We start from the raw sequence: 16,612 nt of genomic DNA, 5'->3' as shown, positions 1-16,612 counted from the left end.
TGTGTGGTCTTGTCGAGCAGCACATAGAAAGTCCCAATATGAAGCACCTTGCCTTCTTCTTCGCCAATACGGATATGATCGCCAATACGGAAGGGCTTTTTGCGCAGCATGATCAACCAGGCAAAATACGAGAGCAAGACCTCCCTGACCGCAAAGGCCAGACCGGTGGTGATCAGACCCACGAACAGGGTGATGTTGCCCAGCGACACCCCGAAATGGTGCAGAATGATGAAAAGGCCTATGCTGTAAAGCGTCCAGCCGTAGATCTTTGAGTAAAGGATCCGCTCTTCCGGCTCATCCAAGAGTCGCTGAAACCACCGGATGGTCAGCCTCAGGAGCAGGCTGATGGTGAACAGGATTCCGATGACCAGCATCAGGCTGCGGATATTGCGAACAATGGATTGGGGCAGATCTAACAGGTTTCTTTTCTCAAGGTAAAGAATTCCAAACAGGACCAAAAGGGCTGCCAGCGTCACCATCACCGCGCCGCTCAGATATTTAAAACGCCTTTCTTTTTTATTTTTTTTCGCCATTGGGATCTGAAAAAGAATTTCTATAAAGTTAATAATAACTTATCTTGAAAAGTGGTATCTGCACAAGTGTGTCAGACCAGGATTTAGTCATTGGAAAAAATCCTGCAAAGGGTTTCAGCTCACACCAGTTCCTTGTATTTCACAATCTTATGCAAGCAGTTGCGAGTCGGAGATATTCTTTGGGTCGCAGCCAAGCAAACGCCCGGCCACATCCATAAAGCTGATAAACACCAGCACCTGCTCACCCGGCTTAACCGGAGGAAGCGCAATGCTTGCCTGTCCCTGGCTGCGTTTTCCGGCACTGGGATTTTCGGTGAATTCCAGGGAAGTGGTGTTGATGGCAAGGAGCATCACCCGGTCATCCTCATCAAAGGGCTTGCCGGCTTCATGCGCTCCCCAGCGCACGGTGGCCTGCCCCTCTCCCATCTCCAGCACCAGGTCAAGCGCCCCGGCCCGTTCGCCTTTGCTGAGCAGGAGCCAACGAAGATCATTGGGGTCAGGGGCATCATAATACCGCTTCAGATTTTCTGAAATGGCTTTGTGGAAAACATATGTACCCCCGGCCAGGTCGTTAAACCCCATTTTTACAAATGATTTAAGCGGTTGTAATATTCCCATGACCCGGGCAAAATTGGTTTGGGTTTCCTTTTGTCTGCCCCCGGCAGGCTTGGTTCTTTTTCCGGGTTTTGCCCGCATCACAATTTTACCATTCATTTGGTAAATGACCAGGTTGCCCAGCTTGCCGGAGAATTTGCCAAGCAATCCCTCTTGCGTAAATGCCATATTGTTGGGTTTTAAGTTAGAATTCGCATTTTTTGTAAAGTTAAGCAAATTAAATAATAAACCGGTGTTTAACCGGTCTTTAACCGGTTATAAATGGTTAAACACCGGTTAAAGACCGGTTAAAATATAATCATTGATGAAAATATTAGTATCCGAATTTGGGCATCACCCCATAACACATCTGCAAACAATATACCGGCATAAATGCCGGGCCTATTGATCACCAGGCCATCCCGACAAAACAAAATAATGGAATTAATTTCAATTGAAATGAATGCCGGGCCTATTCATTCAATTGCGGATAAACCTTTGCTTCTTTCAACACCCTAATGGTAATAAAAATGGCGAAAAACGTTAAAACAATCCCCATGCCATGCGACAACCATCGGCTGGAAGAGACTGCCAGGGCATTGAAGTCGTTCATCTGCCAAATAAGATAAGCCAGATAATTGTCCAGCAGGTCGTAGAGCGGGCTGAAAATGAGCAGGACCAATACCAGTCCTGTCCAGAAAGCCTTTTGAGTCCATTTTTTCCGGATAAAAAAATATCCGGCAGCAAGAAAAACCACATCGCGGGCATAAGGGGCCAGGATGATGAAAAAATCCCGGGTATCGCCCTGAAAGTCGTATTCCACAAAGCCTGCCCCGAATTCCCCTTGCCAGAAACGGGGAATCAACTGCACCTCATAAATCTCCTTACCAGACAGCTTCACCGCGGCCAGGTGGCATAATTCGTGCATCATACCATAGGTCAGGTACCAAATCAGGTATAATACGGGAATAAGAAAAATCCAGGTTTTGAAATTCCAATGGCTTCGCTGATAGAACAAAATCAGCGGAAGTACGATAAACAGTGCAATCTCAATGGTATTGATGATAAGGTTCATTCACCGGGTTTTTAAATGGCTGAAAAATCAACCCGAAATTTATGAAAATTTACCGTGGTGATGACGGGGCATTCAAACATGTTTGGGCAAAAGCCCCTTTAATAAGCCCAATAAATGAAGCCCGGCAAAAAAACAAGCCCTTTAAATTTCAGATATTCCAAATAGGAAATAACAGGCCTTAGCATGCATGCAAGCTAAGCAATGATGCCTCCATGTCCCAAGGGCATGAACCGCCAGAAAAAGAAATGGAAAATATCCCCTGGATTAATTCCGGGAAAAAGTCAGCAGGTCGATGCTGCCATCGCCCCCACTCTCATGCCTCAGTTCAATTTTTGTGGACGAATTGCTGATCACCCGCCAGTCCTCGCTGATCTCTTCAAACGGGCCTGAGCTGGCAGTAAAATTTAAATCGAACTTTGTGCTTCCACTGTCTTCAAACGTGCTCCAGGTCCCATTCACCGTATTGCTTCCATTGGTAGCCACCACAGTGTTATTGGTGCTGAAACTGAAATTATATCCATCGAAATAGCCCGTTTGGTTTACCCCATCCTCTTCAAAGAAGGTGACCTTCCAGGAGCCGGAAGAAAAATTATCTTCCACCTGTGCTGGAGTATTGTCGGTGGCTGAATCATCCTTGCTGCAGGAAAGCAAAGCAAGGGATAAGACAAAAAGTAAGCTGGCAGTAAATACAATCTTAAGGGTTTTCATGAAAAATAAAACTTTGATTACTAAAAGAATAAAACCTTTACTTGAATGTACGAAAAATTATTGAATTATTTAGATTATTGATTGTGAAATCATAAAACAAAAAAACCCGGCAAACATGCCGGGCTATGTTGTCAGGCCTGGGCCTGGTAATATTTGCCCAATGCAATTTTTACACCACCCACCACCCAAATATAAGGGGAAAAAGGAAAATGACGATCAGCATCCAGAGCAAATACACTGGCAGGAAAGAGGCAATGGTTTGCTGTACCTTATCAAACGGCTTACTGCGAAAATTCACCCGAAACAAATCCAAGGCGATCCAGGCCAGGTGAATGAATATCAACAGGTTGGCGCCCAGCACGGCGGTACGGTTCGGCGTGAAGCCAAATTCACCCAGGCGGTAAACGATGGCAGAAAGGGCCACCAGGTTGATCAGCAGGGCCACCACTGAAAGCAGGAACAGGGTCATTTCGTTAAAACGCTGCCTGCTTCCCGAGGCCGTTTCCGGGACTGAAAAGACAATGAGGCCCATCACGCCGATCAGCATCAAGTTGAACACCATCAGGAATTCGCGGTCGTTATACGGGTTTTTTCCGGTCACAACGATAGTAAAAAGATAAACCACCAGGGTGATCAGCACCAGGGGACTGAAAACCCTGGCGATGATGGGTGCCACTTTTTGGGTAATGGCCGGAAAAAAGCGAACAATGAAGGCGGTGATGATGGGTGCAGACACTGCAGCCCACAGGGCCACATATTGCCCGAAAAACTCCTCAATATGAATGTCAATCACGGTGAACAGGCTGATGGTAATCCCGGCCAGGGCCGCTCCCGCAAGCACAAGGACCGCGCCCAGCACCCCCATTTCGCCGTTGTATTTCAGAAAATCGATGCGCTTCTCCTTGTCGCGCAGATCCCAGTTCATATACACCAGTCCAAATACCCCCCACATCAGGATGGGAAGGTGCAGATAGGCCAGGGTTTGGGTATGGCTTCCGGTAATCACCGGGAGGAGGTTGATGTAAACCGCGGGGATCAAAAATGCCAGGCCGGTAATGAGAAGCATGCTCCCCTTGAGTTGTTTCCGGCTGAGCAGAATATATAAGGATAACCCCATAAACCCGATCAGGAAAGCATTCCGCTCGTAAAAATGGGTGGTGTTGCGGTCGAAACCAAACCAGTCGGGCAGGCTGATCAGCAGGGATGCCAACAGGCAGCTGCCAATCAACACAAAAATGTCATATCCCCTGAGTCCTGCAAACAGGTCTTTGGGACGTTCTTCTTCAAGGCGGGCCTTCCAGAAGCCTGCCAGGGAATGACCCTCAATTTCAGGCAAGATTTCATAGAAGTTTTTTTCGAAACCCTTTTTGTCCCTGCGGTAAAGTTGCTCCAGTTCCCCGGGCTTGTCCAGGTTGTTTTTTATCTTTTCTTTCATGGTGATTAGGATGGTTTATAACATGTTAACTGCAGCGCGGAACAAATTATTATCTAACCCAATTAATATTATTGAATAGAAAAGGCCTGTCCCGGAAATCATCCCCAGGGAAGTGACAGGCATTCATCTTTCTTATTTAATAAAAAGCGCCTGAAAGGGAAAATGTGGTCTTAGGGCTTAGGCATTCACTGCACGGATCATCCGGTGCCTGCCATTTAAGTCACGCTTTAGAATAACTTCATTAAACCCTTCTTTTTCAATGCATTCAACTGTTTCTTTCCCCAGGTTTTCATTGATCTCGAAAAAGAGAAATCCACCTGGTTTGAGCCAGCGCCTGGCTTTGGAGGCAATGGCATGGTAAAAGATAAGCGGATTTTCATTGCTGACGAATAAGGCTGCTGAAGGTTCGTGCTCAAGCACATTGGGCAGCATAAGCTCCTTCTCCTTTTCCATCACGTAGGGCGGATTGCTGACCACCACTTCCAGGTTTCTGAGCTGGGGATCATCCCGGAGGACATCACACCTGAAAAAGTCGACCTTGACCTGGTTTTTGGCAGCATTATGGCTGGCCACTTCCAGGACCTCTTCCGACACATCGCAGGCCATGACCCGGGCATTGGGCAGCTTTTTGGCCAGGGAAACAGGGATGCAGCCACTGCCGGTACCCACATCCAGCAGGGAAACCCCGGGCTGGGAACTCCCGAACTTTGTTTGAATGGTTTCGAATACCCACTGGACCAGTTCTTCCGTTTCAGGACGAGGAATCAGAACCCGGGGATCAACATCCAGGTAAAGATCAAGGAAACGAGCGACACCAGTCACGTATTGCAATGGAACGTGTTGTTTAAGTTGTTCCACAACGCTTTCAAGAACCCTGAAGAAATCAGGCGGAAAGGACAAATGTGCATTCATTACCCTTTCGGTCGGTTCAATGGAAAAGAAATGCCTGAAGACTTCCCTTCCCAGGGCCTGCAGCTCCTTTTCGGGATAGGTTCCTTCCAGTGTTTTGAGGAACCACTGGTAGGCAGAACCAAGCGTTACCGGAGAAATCATGGCAAAAAGATTAATTTTCGAAATCCGGATACAACAAGTACTTCTCCCGGGTCTTGCAGAATTCATCCAAACCAGGCTGCCAGGTCTCCCTGATCTGTTCCTCAGTTTGCCCTGCCAGCACCTGGTTGCGCAGGAGGTTGTTGCCTGCCAGGCGATCGAAATAGTTGTTGAAGAATTGATCCTTTTGGGGATAGTTGCGGAAAGCGTCCAGGAGGTAGCTGAGGTTGATGCGCCTTTCGGCCTGCAGGTATTCAACGGGCAGGGTTCGCAGGTCTTTCCCGAAGCAGGTCTCTCCCAATGCAGGCGGATTAGGGGCTGCCTTGACACTTTGGGGCATATAGGTGAAGGAGTATTTTTCGGAAGGGAGATTTGGGTGTCCAAAGACCTGAAACGGCATTTCGGTTCCCCTTCCCACACTGATCACGGTGCCCTCGAAAAAGCAAAGGGATGGGTAAAGATAAACGGCTTGCATATTGGGAAGATTAGGAGAAGGGGCTATGGGCAACTGGTAGAGGTCGTTATGCGTATAGTTCTCCACTGGGATGACTGTTAGTTTGCATTCAACCTTATATCCCAGCCAGCCTTCGCCAATGACCATCCGGGCATACTCGCCCATCGTCATCCCGTGGACCACGGGTATTGGGTGCATTCCCACAAAAGAATTGTATTCCAGATCGAGCATGGGACCATCGACATAATGCCCGTGGGGGTTGGGGCGGTCGAGCACCATGACCTCTTTGTCCAGACGGGCAGCAGCCTGCATGATCAAGCTCATGGTGGAGATATAAGTATAAAATCGCATGCCCACATCCTGAAGGTCAACAATGATCAGATCCACACCTTCCAACTGCTCAGGCGTGGGTTTTCGGTTGTTGCCATAAAGACTGATAACAGGAAGCCCGGAACGGGAGTCCACATCATTATGTATCAGTTCACCAGCGGCAGCCTGCCCTCTGAATCCGTGTTCGGGGCTGAATACCCTGACCACATTTATTCCGGCTGCAAGCAGGGTATCCACCAGGTGCACTTCCCCTCCCACCACTGAGGTATGGTTTCCGGCAACGGCAATACGTTTCCCGCGAAGCAAGGGGAAGTATTCCTCCGTGCGATCAGCGCCCGGGATTATTCTCAATTCCTTTTCAGGTAGTCTGGTTCGTTCCTCCTGCCATGGTTGACTGCAAGAAAGCACCAGGGGAAAAAATACCAGGAGCAATAAGGTGATGAAACCATTGGCAGCAATTCTGATTGGCATAATTCTTGAGTTGGTTTATAACCGGAAACAGTTATTAATTTCCCTTGCAAATTAATAAATATTTGAAGGGGGAAGGCACAAAAAAAAGGGGAATCGAAGGACTCCCCTGTTAAAAGCGTTAAGAACACGAACAGGTCAGGTGGTTTCCTGCAAGGTTTCTTCAGCCACAGGCATGCTGTCAGAGGTGTATGCGGGGCATAATTCGCGGCTGCGGCAAGCCGACATTCCCAGGGAAAGCAATGCAAGACCAAAGACAAACAGGGCAATTTTTCTTTTCATAAGGCACATTTTATTGATTCTACACCAAATATCGCTTCATCTCAGGCAAAAGTATAAAAAAATTCTGCCTGTAAACAAAAAACCTTTCCGGGGGAGGCATTGACCGGAAAGGTTTACCACACATTCACCAGGTTAATTATTGATTAGAAACATGGCAGCGCCTGTGGCAGGCTTCATCACTTCGAGTGACCTCGCGTAATTAAGGATGTTTCTAAGGATTTGCGGGTCGGGAAGATCAGCCATGGGCTCCCTCCGGCTTGCAGAACGCTGGCTAACACCTGGGTTGACTTGGTCTGCAAAAAAGGCCGGAACAGTATTTCCCGGAGACGCATTGATAAACATCGATAATTCGTTTTGTTTTGTAAAAAGTTGCTTCATGCATTGGGTTTTAGTGAATAATGTCTTGAATTTCCGGTCAGCATATTTTCATTACACTTTCCGGTTTAGAAAAAGCCTTCTGGCTGGTTTTCAAAAAATAAACGCTATATGTTAAGATTTTATTTTTTAGAATAAAAAAAAGAAAAGAATTTAGCAGCTTGTTTTTCTTCAAAGGCAGTATAATCAACAAAATCTCCTTAGCGAAAAAAATCTCCTACTCGGTATCGGTAAATTTGTATTTTTGTTTCATTACATTGCAAAGGGGGTGCCATAGGGGAATTTACACCACCCAGTAAGGAATATTCTATTCCTTGATAAAAAAGCAGAAAAATCAAAACCAGAAGTTATGAATCTTCATGAATACCAAGGGAAGAGCCTTTTAAGAAAATACCAGGTACCGGTCGCAGAAAGCATCCTGGTTAAAGATCCTTCGGATGCCAAAGCTGCTGCAGTAGAGCTGGAGAAGCGCACCGGATTAAAGATCTGGGCGGTCAAGGCCCAGATTCATGCCGGAGGGCGCGGCAAAGGGGGTGGCGTAAAGATTGCCCGCTCGCTGGAAGAAGTTGAGCAGTTTGCCCACCAGATCATCGGCATGCAATTGGTCACCCCGCAAACGGGTCCTGAAGGCAAAAAGGTAAGGAAGGTTTTAGTGGAACAGGGCATTTATTACCCCGGCCCTTCTGAGCCAAAGGAATTCTATTTCAGCATTTTGCTCAACCGTGCCACTTCCCGCAACATGATCATGTATTCCCCCCGTGGAGGCATGAACATTGAAGAAGTTGCAGAAGAGACGCCTGAGCAGATCTTTACCGAAGAAATTGACCCCAAGGTGGGGGTACTCCCTTTCCAGTGCCGCCGCATTGCCTTTAACTTTGGGTTAAGCGGCGAGGCTTTCAAAAATATGGTGAAGTTTGTCCCCAAACTTTACCAGGCTTATATTGAGAATGACGCTACCCTGGTTGAAATCAACCCCCTGTTTAAGACATCGGATGATAAGATCCTGGTGGTTGACACCAAAATGGTGATTGACAACAATGCCTTGTTCAGGCACCCGGATATTGAAGAGATGCGCGACATCCACGAGGAAGATCCCATGGAAGTGGAAGCCGGGCAGCACAACCTAAACTATGTAAAACTCAACGGAAACGTAGGATGTATGGTCAACGGTGCCGGGCTCGCCATGGCCACCATGGATATTATCAAACTCAGTGGCGGGGAGCCTGCAAACTTCCTGGATGTTGGGGGATCAGCCAACGCCAAGCGTGTGGAGGAAGCCTTCCGTATCATTCTGAAAGATCCAAACGTAAAGGCTATCCTGGTAAATATCTTTGGGGGCATTGTACGCTGTGACCGCGTTGCGACAGGAATCGTGGATGCCTATAAAAATATCGGGGAGATCAAACAACCCATTATTGTGAGATTGCAGGGCACCAATGCAGAAGAAGCAAAGGAAATCATCGATCATTCAGGTTTGAAGGTGCACTCGGCTATCCTGCTTAAGGAAGCCGCCGATCTGATCAGCGAGGTGTTAAAATAACCCTTGGCCCTCTCCCCTGTTTTTTCCTTTCATAGACTGGCTTTACAGCAGTGAAGTCCTGCGTCCATTGATGATATCTTCACTGAATGAAATCCGGCTTCCCTTTTCGCAGGATTTGAACATTCAGGGTGTTTTTACCTTTGAATAAATAGGATGCTTTGAATGTTATTTACTAATTTTGGGACGGTTATCCTGAAAAACTCATATTATCAATAAATTCATATTCATGAAGACGACTGTATTTAAAGAGAAGCATGAAGCCATGGGTGCTAAGATGGTTTCCTTCGCTGGCTTTTACATGCCCGTGCAATTTGAAGGCGTTAATGCTGAACACGAAACGGTAAGGAAAGGGGTGGGCGTTTTTGATGTCTCGCATATGGGCGAGTTTTGGGCAGAAGGGCCCAAAGCCCTGGAGCTGCTTCAGCGGGTTAGCTCAAATGATGCTTCAGTACTGACGGATGGCAAGGTGCAATATACTTGTTTTCCAAACGATCAGGGGGGCATTGTGGATGACTTCCTGGTGTATCGTTTCAATGAAGAAAAATATCTGCTGGTTGTTAATGCAGCCAACATTGACAAGGACTGGGCCTGGATTACCAGACAAAATGAAGGCATTGGAGCAAAATTAACCAATGCATCAGACGATATTTCACAATTGGCTGTCCAAGGCCCCCTTGCCCTTAAAGCCATGCAGAAGCTTACCAAAGAACCCATTGAGGATATGCCCTATTACACCTTTAAGGTGCTTGAATTTGCAGGTGTTGGAAATGTAATCCTTTCCACTACGGGATATACCGGTTCGGGAGGTTGTGAGATTTATTTTGAAAATAAGGATGGCCTGAAGATCTATGAGGCCGTTCTGGAAGCCGGGGAAGAATTCGGGATAAAACCCATTGGCCTGGCTGCACGCGACACCCTCCGCCTGGAGATGGGCTTCTGTCTGTATGGAAATGACATCAATGATACCACCTCCCCCATTGAAGCCGGTCTTGGTTGGATCACCAAGTTTGCTGATGGCAAAGACTTCATCAACAGGGGAAACCTGCAAAAGCAAAAAACCGAAGGCGTGGATCGTAAACTGGTGGGTTTCCAGATGGTTGACAAGGGTATTCCAAGGCAACACTATGCCATTCTGAATGGAGAAGGCAATACCATTGGCGAGGTTACCTCGGGTACCATGGCCCCATCATTGAAGGTGGGTATTGGAATGGGTTATGTGAAACCTTCCTTTGCAAAAGCTGGCTCAGAAATTTTCCTTGATATCCGGGGAAAAGCCCTGAAAGCCGAAGTGGTAAAGCTACCTTTTTACAAAGGATAAAATAATTGAATGAAATAAGGCCCCTGCTGGTCCTGATCAGCAGGGGTTGTTTTATTTTCAAAACATACACTATGTATAGCGAAGATGGGAAATACAGCATAGAAGTTTGCTTCTCTCCCCTTTCGTGGCCGCTTTATGACCGTGATGATTCCGTGGTGGTCATCACTGATATTTTCAGGGCCAGTACAGCCATTTGCGCTGCCTTTCACAATGGGGTAAAAAGTATGATCCCCGTTGCTGAGATTAGTGAAAGTGAGGAATACAAAAAGAAGGGGTATATTGTAGCAGGCGAAAGGGATGGGAAAAAGCTGGACTGTGCTGATTTTGGCAATTCTCCCTTTAATTTTCTGGAACCTTCCCTCAGAGGCCAGACCATTGTCATTAACACGACAAACGGCACGCAGGCCATAAAAGCGGTAGCTCACGGAAACAATGACGTCGTCATAGGTGCCTTTATAAACCTAACGGCAGTTGCTGATTATATCATGGAATTAAAAAAGCCTTTAGTGGTCTTTTGTGCGGGATGGAAAAACCGCTTCAGCATGGAAGACACCCTGTTTGCCGGAGCGCTTGTTGAGCACCTTCTAAATAATGGGCGGGGCGACTATTATACTATGTGTGATGCAGCCATTGCCAGTGCTGACCTGTGGTTGCTTGCCAAAGGTAATCCAATGGGCTATGTTGAAAAAGCAGCGCATCGCCACAGGTTGCGTAAAATGGGGCTGGATGATATCATTGAATTCTCGCTTTCGGCTGACTTCACCACTGCAGTGCCCGTTTTACGCGGCAAAGAGCTGGTGAGTGCACACTAAAATTCTCGATGGCTTAAAAGACTTGACAGCAATTGCTTAAATCCCTATATTTAGGGGTCAAAGTAAAGCGTTCAAGACATGCACCGCGGGGCAAAGTTCCTTCCTGTATTATTCTTTATTTTGTTCAGCCTGACCCCTCCCTTGGGAAGTATGGGGTTTGGTTTTGTGGCACACCGAAAGATTAACCGGCTGGCGGTATTTACCCTCCCGCCTGAAATGGTGGGCTTCTTCAAAAAGAACATAGAATACCTTTCGGAGCATGCGGTAGATCCTGATCGTAAAGCTTTTGCCATTCCGGGAGAAGCTGAACGCCATTATATAGATATTGAAAGATATGGCAGCTCTCCTTTCGATTCATTGCCCCGTCACTGGACGCAAGCCATTGAAAAATACAAAGAGGGCACTTTGGTTCATAACGGCGTTTTGCCCTGGCATATTTACTTGATGCTGATCAGGTTAACATACGCGTTTGAGGAACGGGACCCCGATCTTATCCTTTACCAGGCTGCCCACATTGGACATTATATCGCGGATGCCTGCACACCCCTTCATACAACCATGCATTACAATGGCGTCAGACCTGAACAGGCAGGCATCCATGCACTCTGGGAAAGCCGAATACCCGAAATGTTATCACATTCTGATTCATTCGATTATTTGGTGGGCAGGGCACAATTAATTGAAGAGCCCCTTGAAAGGGCATGGGAACTGGTAAAGATGAGTCATCTAATGGTAGATTCAATTTTTCAGGCTTATGACCTGATGCTTGAGAATTTCTCACCTGACCAGGTATTCTCGTATGAGGTTCGGGGGCAGGCCCTATCGCGGGTTTATTCGCGGGAGTTTACTTTGGCCCTGCACAAGGAAATGAACCAAATGGTAGAGCGCCAGATGCGGCTCGCCGTCAAGTGCGTTGGTGATTTTTGGTATACAGCCTGGGTAAATGCAGGCCAACCAGACCTGTATGCACTGGAAGATAAAGGAATTAGCCGCAAATTTCGCAAGCTCCTTGAACGAGAACGGAAAGAATGGGAAGAAGCAAAAGAGCCGGCAGGAAGACCTAATCCGGAATAATCATTTCCCGGTTGATAAGCTATTCCATAAACCTTCTGTTATGATAAAACAGCAAAATAAAAATGCCGGTAATCACAACAAATGGAGAAAGGGTCTTAAACAGCCACAAAAATGGAACTTTCAGAAAAATAAACGGTAACACCAGGAATAGAAGCATAGAGATAGAAAAGATCCAGTATCCCACTTCAACCCGGTTCCACATCTGTATCAGACCGACAAAAGCTGTAACCGACAAAATAAAAGCAACAATGGAATAGATCAGTCCAGCCACTTGCACCAGATTTGGAGGCAAGATACCAGGACGCATAAACTCAAGCAGGTCGTTCTGAATCCCGCCAAGGATCAAGAAGAAAAGCGAGAAAACAAGGGTAATGCCCCCAAAAATAAATGCCATCACACACAATACCTTATATTGCAGTGGCCTTTCCTGGTAGGAATGAATATATTCGGCAGTCATGATACAATGGAATTGGTTGTATCAAATTTAATAATTTATTGAATGCTTACCAAAGAATGATTAGCATTTATAAGAAAATAAATTATTTAGACTAAACAAGATAATCTAATGGATCCTTTTCTTTTATAAATTGCAATGCTTTTCCCATCTCGGCATACATAACCACATCATCCTCCACAAAGGGAACCTTTTGCCGGAAATCTTTAAGAAGTTTCTTAAGAACTGGAGAAGTTTTTCTGGCATCCCTGAATTCCATAGCCTGGCTGGCATTCAGTAGTTCAATAGCCAGCAATTTAGCCAGGTTGTCAACAATTTTCAATGTCTTTACGGCAGCATTGGCACCCATGCTAACGTGGTCTTCCTGGCCCTGACTTGATTCAATGGAATCAACAGAAGCCGGCGTGCAATATTGTTTATTCTGGCTCACAATGGAAGCCGCAGTATATTGGGGGATCATAAAGCCTGAGTTAAGGCCGGGATGTGCTACGAGAAAGGATGGCAATTGGCGCGCCCCGGAGATCAGCCGATACACCCTGCGCTCGGAAATATTCCCCAATTCTGCAAGTGCAATACCCAGGAAATCAAGCGTTATGGCCAAAGGTTGTCCATGAAAATTGCCTGCTGATATGATTAAATCCCCTTCCGGAAAAATGGTGGGGTTATCGGTAACCGCATTGATCTCATTCTCGAAGACTGAGCACACATAGCTTATGGCATCTTTTGAAGCCCCATGGACCTGGGGAATGCAGCGGAACGAATAGGGATCCTGGACATGGCCTTTCTTTTGGTTGATCAGAAGGCTTCCTTCCAGTATCTTCCTGAATTGCCTTGCGGTTTCAATTTGTCCCTCATGATGCCTTACCAGGTGGACTTGCTCCAGGAAAGGTTCAATTTTACCATCAAACCCTTCAAGGGAAAGGGCACCTGTAAAATCAGCCCAAAGGCTCAATTCCCTTGCCTTCATCAGGCAATAACTCCCGATGGCAGCCATAAACTGGGTACCGTTAAGCAGTGCAAGGCCTTCCTTGGATGCCAGTTCCAGCGGTTGCCATCCCTTCAGCTTCAATACTTCGGCTGCAGACATTCTTTGGCCTTCAAAGATCACATCTCCAAGGCCCAACAAAGGCAAAGACAAGTGTGCCAGAGGGGCCAGATCACCGGAAGCACCCAGAGAACCCTGGCTGTAAACCACAGGCAGGATATCATAATTAAAAAAATCGATCAGGCGTTCCACCGTTTCCAATCGTATTCCGGAATGTCCGTATGAAAGCGACTGGATCTTCAGGATTAACATCAGCCTTACCAAGTCGGGCGACAACTCCTCTCCCATTCCACAGGCATGCGACATCACCAGGTTCTTCTGCAATGTTCCCAGTTCCTGTCGGGAAATACTGTGGTTGCATAACGACCCGAAACCCGTGGTAACCCCATAAATGGGTTCATTCTGATGACGGATCTTTTCATCCAGGTAATTGCGGCAGGCAATGATTCTTTGTCTGGATTCTTCAGATAAATCCAGCTTCATTTCTTTCTGAAGAATGCTTTTTAAAGTGTCGAGGGTGATTCGTTGAGGGCTGATATGATGGGTTTCCATTATTGAAATATTACGGTTGATGGGTAAGCATTTGAATGATTGAGGCAGCAGGCAATTGCTGCTGGTCCCCGGTCTTCATATTTTTGAGTGAATAAAGTCCCTGGCTGATTTCACTATCACCGGCAAGCAATACAAAAGGAATTCCGTTTTTATCGGCATACTGCATTTGCTTTTTCATTTTTGCGGGATCAGGATACATTTCACAACTGATGCCATGTAACCTAAGCTTCTGAAGCAATGGGAGGCAATAATTCCGTTCACGCTCCCCAAAGTTTACGGCAAGCAAAGTGGTAAATGATCCCATTCCCTCCGGAAAGAGATTCAACTCCTTCATAACATCATAAATGCGGTCTGCACCAAAAGAGATACCTACTCCGGAAGTACCCTGTAAGCCAAATATTCCGGTGAGATCATCATATCTGCCTCCGCCACAAATGCTTCCCAGGGCAACATCCAGGGCTTTCACCTCAATGATGGCCCCCGTATAATAGTTCAAGCCACGCGCAAGGGTAAGATCCAATTCCAGATTACAACCCAGTGGGGTACTGGAAATTATCTCAAACACTTCACGAACTTCTTCAATTCCCTTTTTGCCTGTTTCTGAGGACTTCAAAATCTCTGAAAGCGCAGCGAGCTTTTCATGGTCAGAACCCTCAAGTAACAGTACAGGCTGCAATTTCTCAATAGCTTCGCGGCTGAGCCCGCGGTCAAGTAACTCCTCCTTAACTTTCTCCAGCCCGATCTTTTCCATTTTATCAATGGCCACCGTGATATCCGTCAGTTTTTCCTCAAAACCGATGTATTGGGCAATGCCAGCCAGGATCTTACGGTTATTCAACTTGATCATGACCCGAATACCAAGACTGCCAAAAACCTCATCAATGATCTGCAAAAATTCAGCCTCGTTAACCAGTGAATCACTCCCAACCACATCCACATCGCACTGGAAAAATTCGCGATAGCGGCCTTTCTGCGGCCTGTCGGCACGCCAAACCGGTTGGATCTGGTATCGCTTAAAGGGAAAGGTAATTTCGTTCTGATACTGCACCACAAAGCGGGCAAAAGGAACCGTCAGGTCGTAACGCAGCCCCTTTTCTGAAATACGAGAGGATAATTTGCCTGAATCACGCTCATTCCAAAGATCTTCATTCACTTTTAATGCAAAATCGCCTGAATTCAATATTTTGAATATCAACCGGTCTCCCTCCTCCCCATACTTTCCGAGCAAAGTCGACAGGTTTTCAAGCGCAGGGGTTTCAATGGGCTTGAAGCCATGCAATTGAAAAATCCTGCGAATCGTATTGAAGATCATCTCCCTGCCTGCGATCTCCAGCGGTAAAAAATCACGGGTACCTTTCGGAATCCCTGGTTTTTGAATTGCCATATATGCTATCTTAATAATTGCCACAAAATTAAGCCCTTTTTCCAAAAAGGGCAGCCAAAAAATAAAATCCATCGTGATAAATAGATTTGAACAAATTTTCCTAATTTTGTTTTATGATTATAGTCTTTTTTAGCTATTTCTAATTGTTATTAAGTAATAGATAAGTTTCTTTTCATTATTCTCCTATTATTAATTGTAAAGTAATCTTTCATGAGTAATGTAAAAAGTCCCCTGACGCGGATCGGGGTATTTTATGATGGTAATTATTTCTTACATGTCAGCAATTATTACAATTACGTTCATCCCCGCAAACGCAGGCTAAGCATTGCAGGACTGCATGAATTTATTCGTCAGCAGGTGGCTGCAGAAGATGGAGGTGATTATAATCTTTGCCATATTGTGGATGCGCATTATTTCCGCGGCCGCATCAGCGCCCAGGAAGCTTCTCAGCGAGGCAATCAATTGTATTACGAAAGGGTTTTTGATGACATCCTGATGTCTGAGGGCGTTGTAACCCATTATTTCCCCCTGAAGAACTTTTACGGGAAACGCGAGGAGAAAAGCGTTGACGTTTATCTTGCCCTGGAAGCCTATGAAATAGCCAGAACCGGGAAAATCGATGTGCTGGTGCTGATCAGCTCTGATGGGGACTTTGTTCCGCTCATACGAAAGGTCAATGGCCTCGGTGTCAGGGTTATGGTTCTTTGCTGGGATTTCGAATTTACCAACGACGAAGGACAAAAAATGGTGACCCGCACGTCGCAGCATCTGCTCGAAGAGGTCTCCTACCCCATCCAGATGCACGAACTTATTGACAGCCGTCTTAAAAAGAATGACCCCTTAGTCAATTCACTCTTTGTCCAGGAAGAATTTAACTCGCCAACCACTACCGACGACGATGACAAATTTAACCGGATTGACCTGGAAGATGTGAAAACCAGTGAAATTCTCAGTCTGAAAAATGGATATGGGTTCATTAAATATCCCAACAATAACTTGTTTTTCCATTATACGGATGTCCTGAACGTTGACTTCAACGAGCTTTTAACAGGTGATGAAGTGGAGTTTTCGGTGGAGAAAAAGTATAACGGACAGGATGTTGCCAAGAACGTAAGAAAAATCAATTAGG

The 16,612-nt window shown here is 46.1% G+C and carries 17 protein-coding genes; 5 read left to right on the top strand and 12 right to left on the bottom strand.

Annotated features, from left to right (window positions below; translation table 11 throughout):
* The 9 genes from V2I46_08680 to V2I46_08640 all read right to left on the bottom strand — a co-directional run.
* Positions 1-533 (bottom strand): mechanosensitive ion channel domain-containing protein (locus tag V2I46_08680; GenBank protein ID MEE4177572.1); only part of this gene is annotated, 533 nt, incomplete at its 3' end.
* Between the two features lie 147 nt (positions 534-680).
* Entirely contained in the window at positions 681-1,316 is a 636-nt protein-coding gene (locus tag V2I46_08675; GenBank protein ID MEE4177571.1) for a DUF6266 family protein, read from the bottom strand.
* A gap of 283 nt (positions 1,317-1,599) precedes the next feature.
* Positions 1,600-2,202 carry a hypothetical protein gene (locus V2I46_08670; protein ID MEE4177570.1) on the bottom strand — a complete coding sequence of 201 codons (603 nt, stop codon included), beginning with the start codon at positions 2,200-2,202 and terminating at the stop codon, positions 1,600-1,602.
* 264 nt (positions 2,203-2,466) lie between these two features.
* Positions 2,467-2,910, bottom strand: a complete 444-nt coding sequence (locus V2I46_08665; protein MEE4177569.1) for a hypothetical protein — start codon at positions 2,908-2,910, stop codon at positions 2,467-2,469.
* Between the two features lie 169 nt (positions 2,911-3,079).
* Positions 3,080-4,345 carry a hypothetical protein gene (locus tag V2I46_08660; GenBank protein MEE4177568.1) on the bottom strand — a complete coding sequence of 422 codons (1,266 nt, stop codon included), beginning with the start codon at positions 4,343-4,345 and terminating at the stop codon, positions 3,080-3,082.
* Between the two features lie 177 nt (positions 4,346-4,522).
* Positions 4,523-5,398 (bottom strand): peptide chain release factor N(5)-glutamine methyltransferase, encoded by an 876-nt coding sequence (gene prmC / locus V2I46_08655; GenBank protein ID MEE4177567.1) that lies wholly within the window; start codon positions 5,396-5,398, stop codon positions 4,523-4,525.
* A gap of 10 nt (positions 5,399-5,408) precedes the next feature.
* A complete protein-coding gene (locus V2I46_08650; GenBank protein ID MEE4177566.1) occupies positions 5,409-6,650 on the bottom strand; it encodes a DUF1343 domain-containing protein in 1,242 nt (413 codons plus the stop codon).
* A 135-nt stretch (positions 6,651-6,785) separates the two neighbouring features.
* Positions 6,786-6,929, bottom strand: coding sequence for a hypothetical protein (locus V2I46_08645; protein MEE4177565.1), 144 nt, complete (start codon positions 6,927-6,929; stop codon positions 6,786-6,788).
* Positions 6,930-7,061: 132 nt separating this feature from the next.
* Positions 7,062-7,307 carry a hypothetical protein gene (locus tag V2I46_08640; GenBank protein ID MEE4177564.1) on the bottom strand — a complete coding sequence of 82 codons (246 nt, stop codon included), beginning with the start codon at positions 7,305-7,307 and terminating at the stop codon, positions 7,062-7,064.
* Positions 7,308-7,653: 346 nt separating this feature from the next.
* On the opposite strand from V2I46_08640, the gene sucC reads away from it, so the two are divergent.
* From sucC to V2I46_08620, 4 genes are all read left to right on the top strand, one after another.
* Positions 7,654-8,844, top strand: a complete 1,191-nt coding sequence (gene sucC / locus V2I46_08635) for an ADP-forming succinate--CoA ligase subunit beta (protein MEE4177563.1) — start codon at positions 7,654-7,656, stop codon at positions 8,842-8,844.
* 226 nt (positions 8,845-9,070) lie between these two features.
* Positions 9,071-10,162: a glycine cleavage system aminomethyltransferase GcvT gene (gcvT, locus tag V2I46_08630; protein MEE4177562.1), complete on the top strand. Its 1,092-nt coding sequence runs from the start codon at positions 9,071-9,073 to the stop codon at positions 10,160-10,162.
* Positions 10,163-10,233: 71 nt separating this feature from the next.
* Complete coding sequence (locus tag V2I46_08625) at positions 10,234-10,974, top strand: 2-phosphosulfolactate phosphatase (protein ID MEE4177561.1); 741 nt, start codon at positions 10,234-10,236, stop codon at positions 10,972-10,974.
* Positions 10,975-11,052: 78 nt separating this feature from the next.
* Positions 11,053-12,048, top strand: a complete 996-nt coding sequence (locus tag V2I46_08620) for a zinc dependent phospholipase C family protein (protein MEE4177560.1) — start codon at positions 11,053-11,055, stop codon at positions 12,046-12,048.
* Positions 12,049-12,067: 19 nt separating this feature from the next.
* Here V2I46_08620 and V2I46_08615 read toward each other — a convergent pair whose 3' ends face one another.
* The 3 genes from V2I46_08615 to hisS all read right to left on the bottom strand — a co-directional run bounded on the left by V2I46_08615 (position 12,068) and on the right by hisS (position 15,483).
* On the bottom strand, positions 12,068-12,505 hold the full coding sequence (locus V2I46_08615) for a hypothetical protein (GenBank protein ID MEE4177559.1): 438 nt from the start codon (positions 12,503-12,505) through the stop codon (positions 12,068-12,070).
* 91 nt (positions 12,506-12,596) lie between these two features.
* Complete coding sequence (gene hutH, locus V2I46_08610; GenBank protein MEE4177558.1) at positions 12,597-14,099, bottom strand: histidine ammonia-lyase; 1,503 nt, start codon at positions 14,097-14,099, stop codon at positions 12,597-12,599.
* 10 nt (positions 14,100-14,109) lie between these two features.
* On the bottom strand, positions 14,110-15,483 hold the full coding sequence (gene hisS, locus V2I46_08605) for a histidine--tRNA ligase (GenBank protein MEE4177557.1): 1,374 nt from the start codon (positions 15,481-15,483) through the stop codon (positions 14,110-14,112).
* A gap of 210 nt (positions 15,484-15,693) precedes the next feature.
* Between hisS and V2I46_08600 the strand changes: the two genes are divergently transcribed.
* Positions 15,694-16,611: an NYN domain-containing protein gene (locus V2I46_08600; protein ID MEE4177556.1), complete on the top strand. Its 918-nt coding sequence runs from the start codon at positions 15,694-15,696 to the stop codon at positions 16,609-16,611.
* Position 16,612: the final 1 nt, after the last annotated feature.

Origin of the sequence: Bacteroides sp. (assembly GCA_036351255.1) — a bacterium.
In the GTDB taxonomy this organism is placed as follows: Bacteria; Bacteroidota; Bacteroidia; order Bacteroidales; family UBA7960; genus UBA7960.
This window is presented reverse-complemented; position numbering and strand designations above follow the sequence as displayed.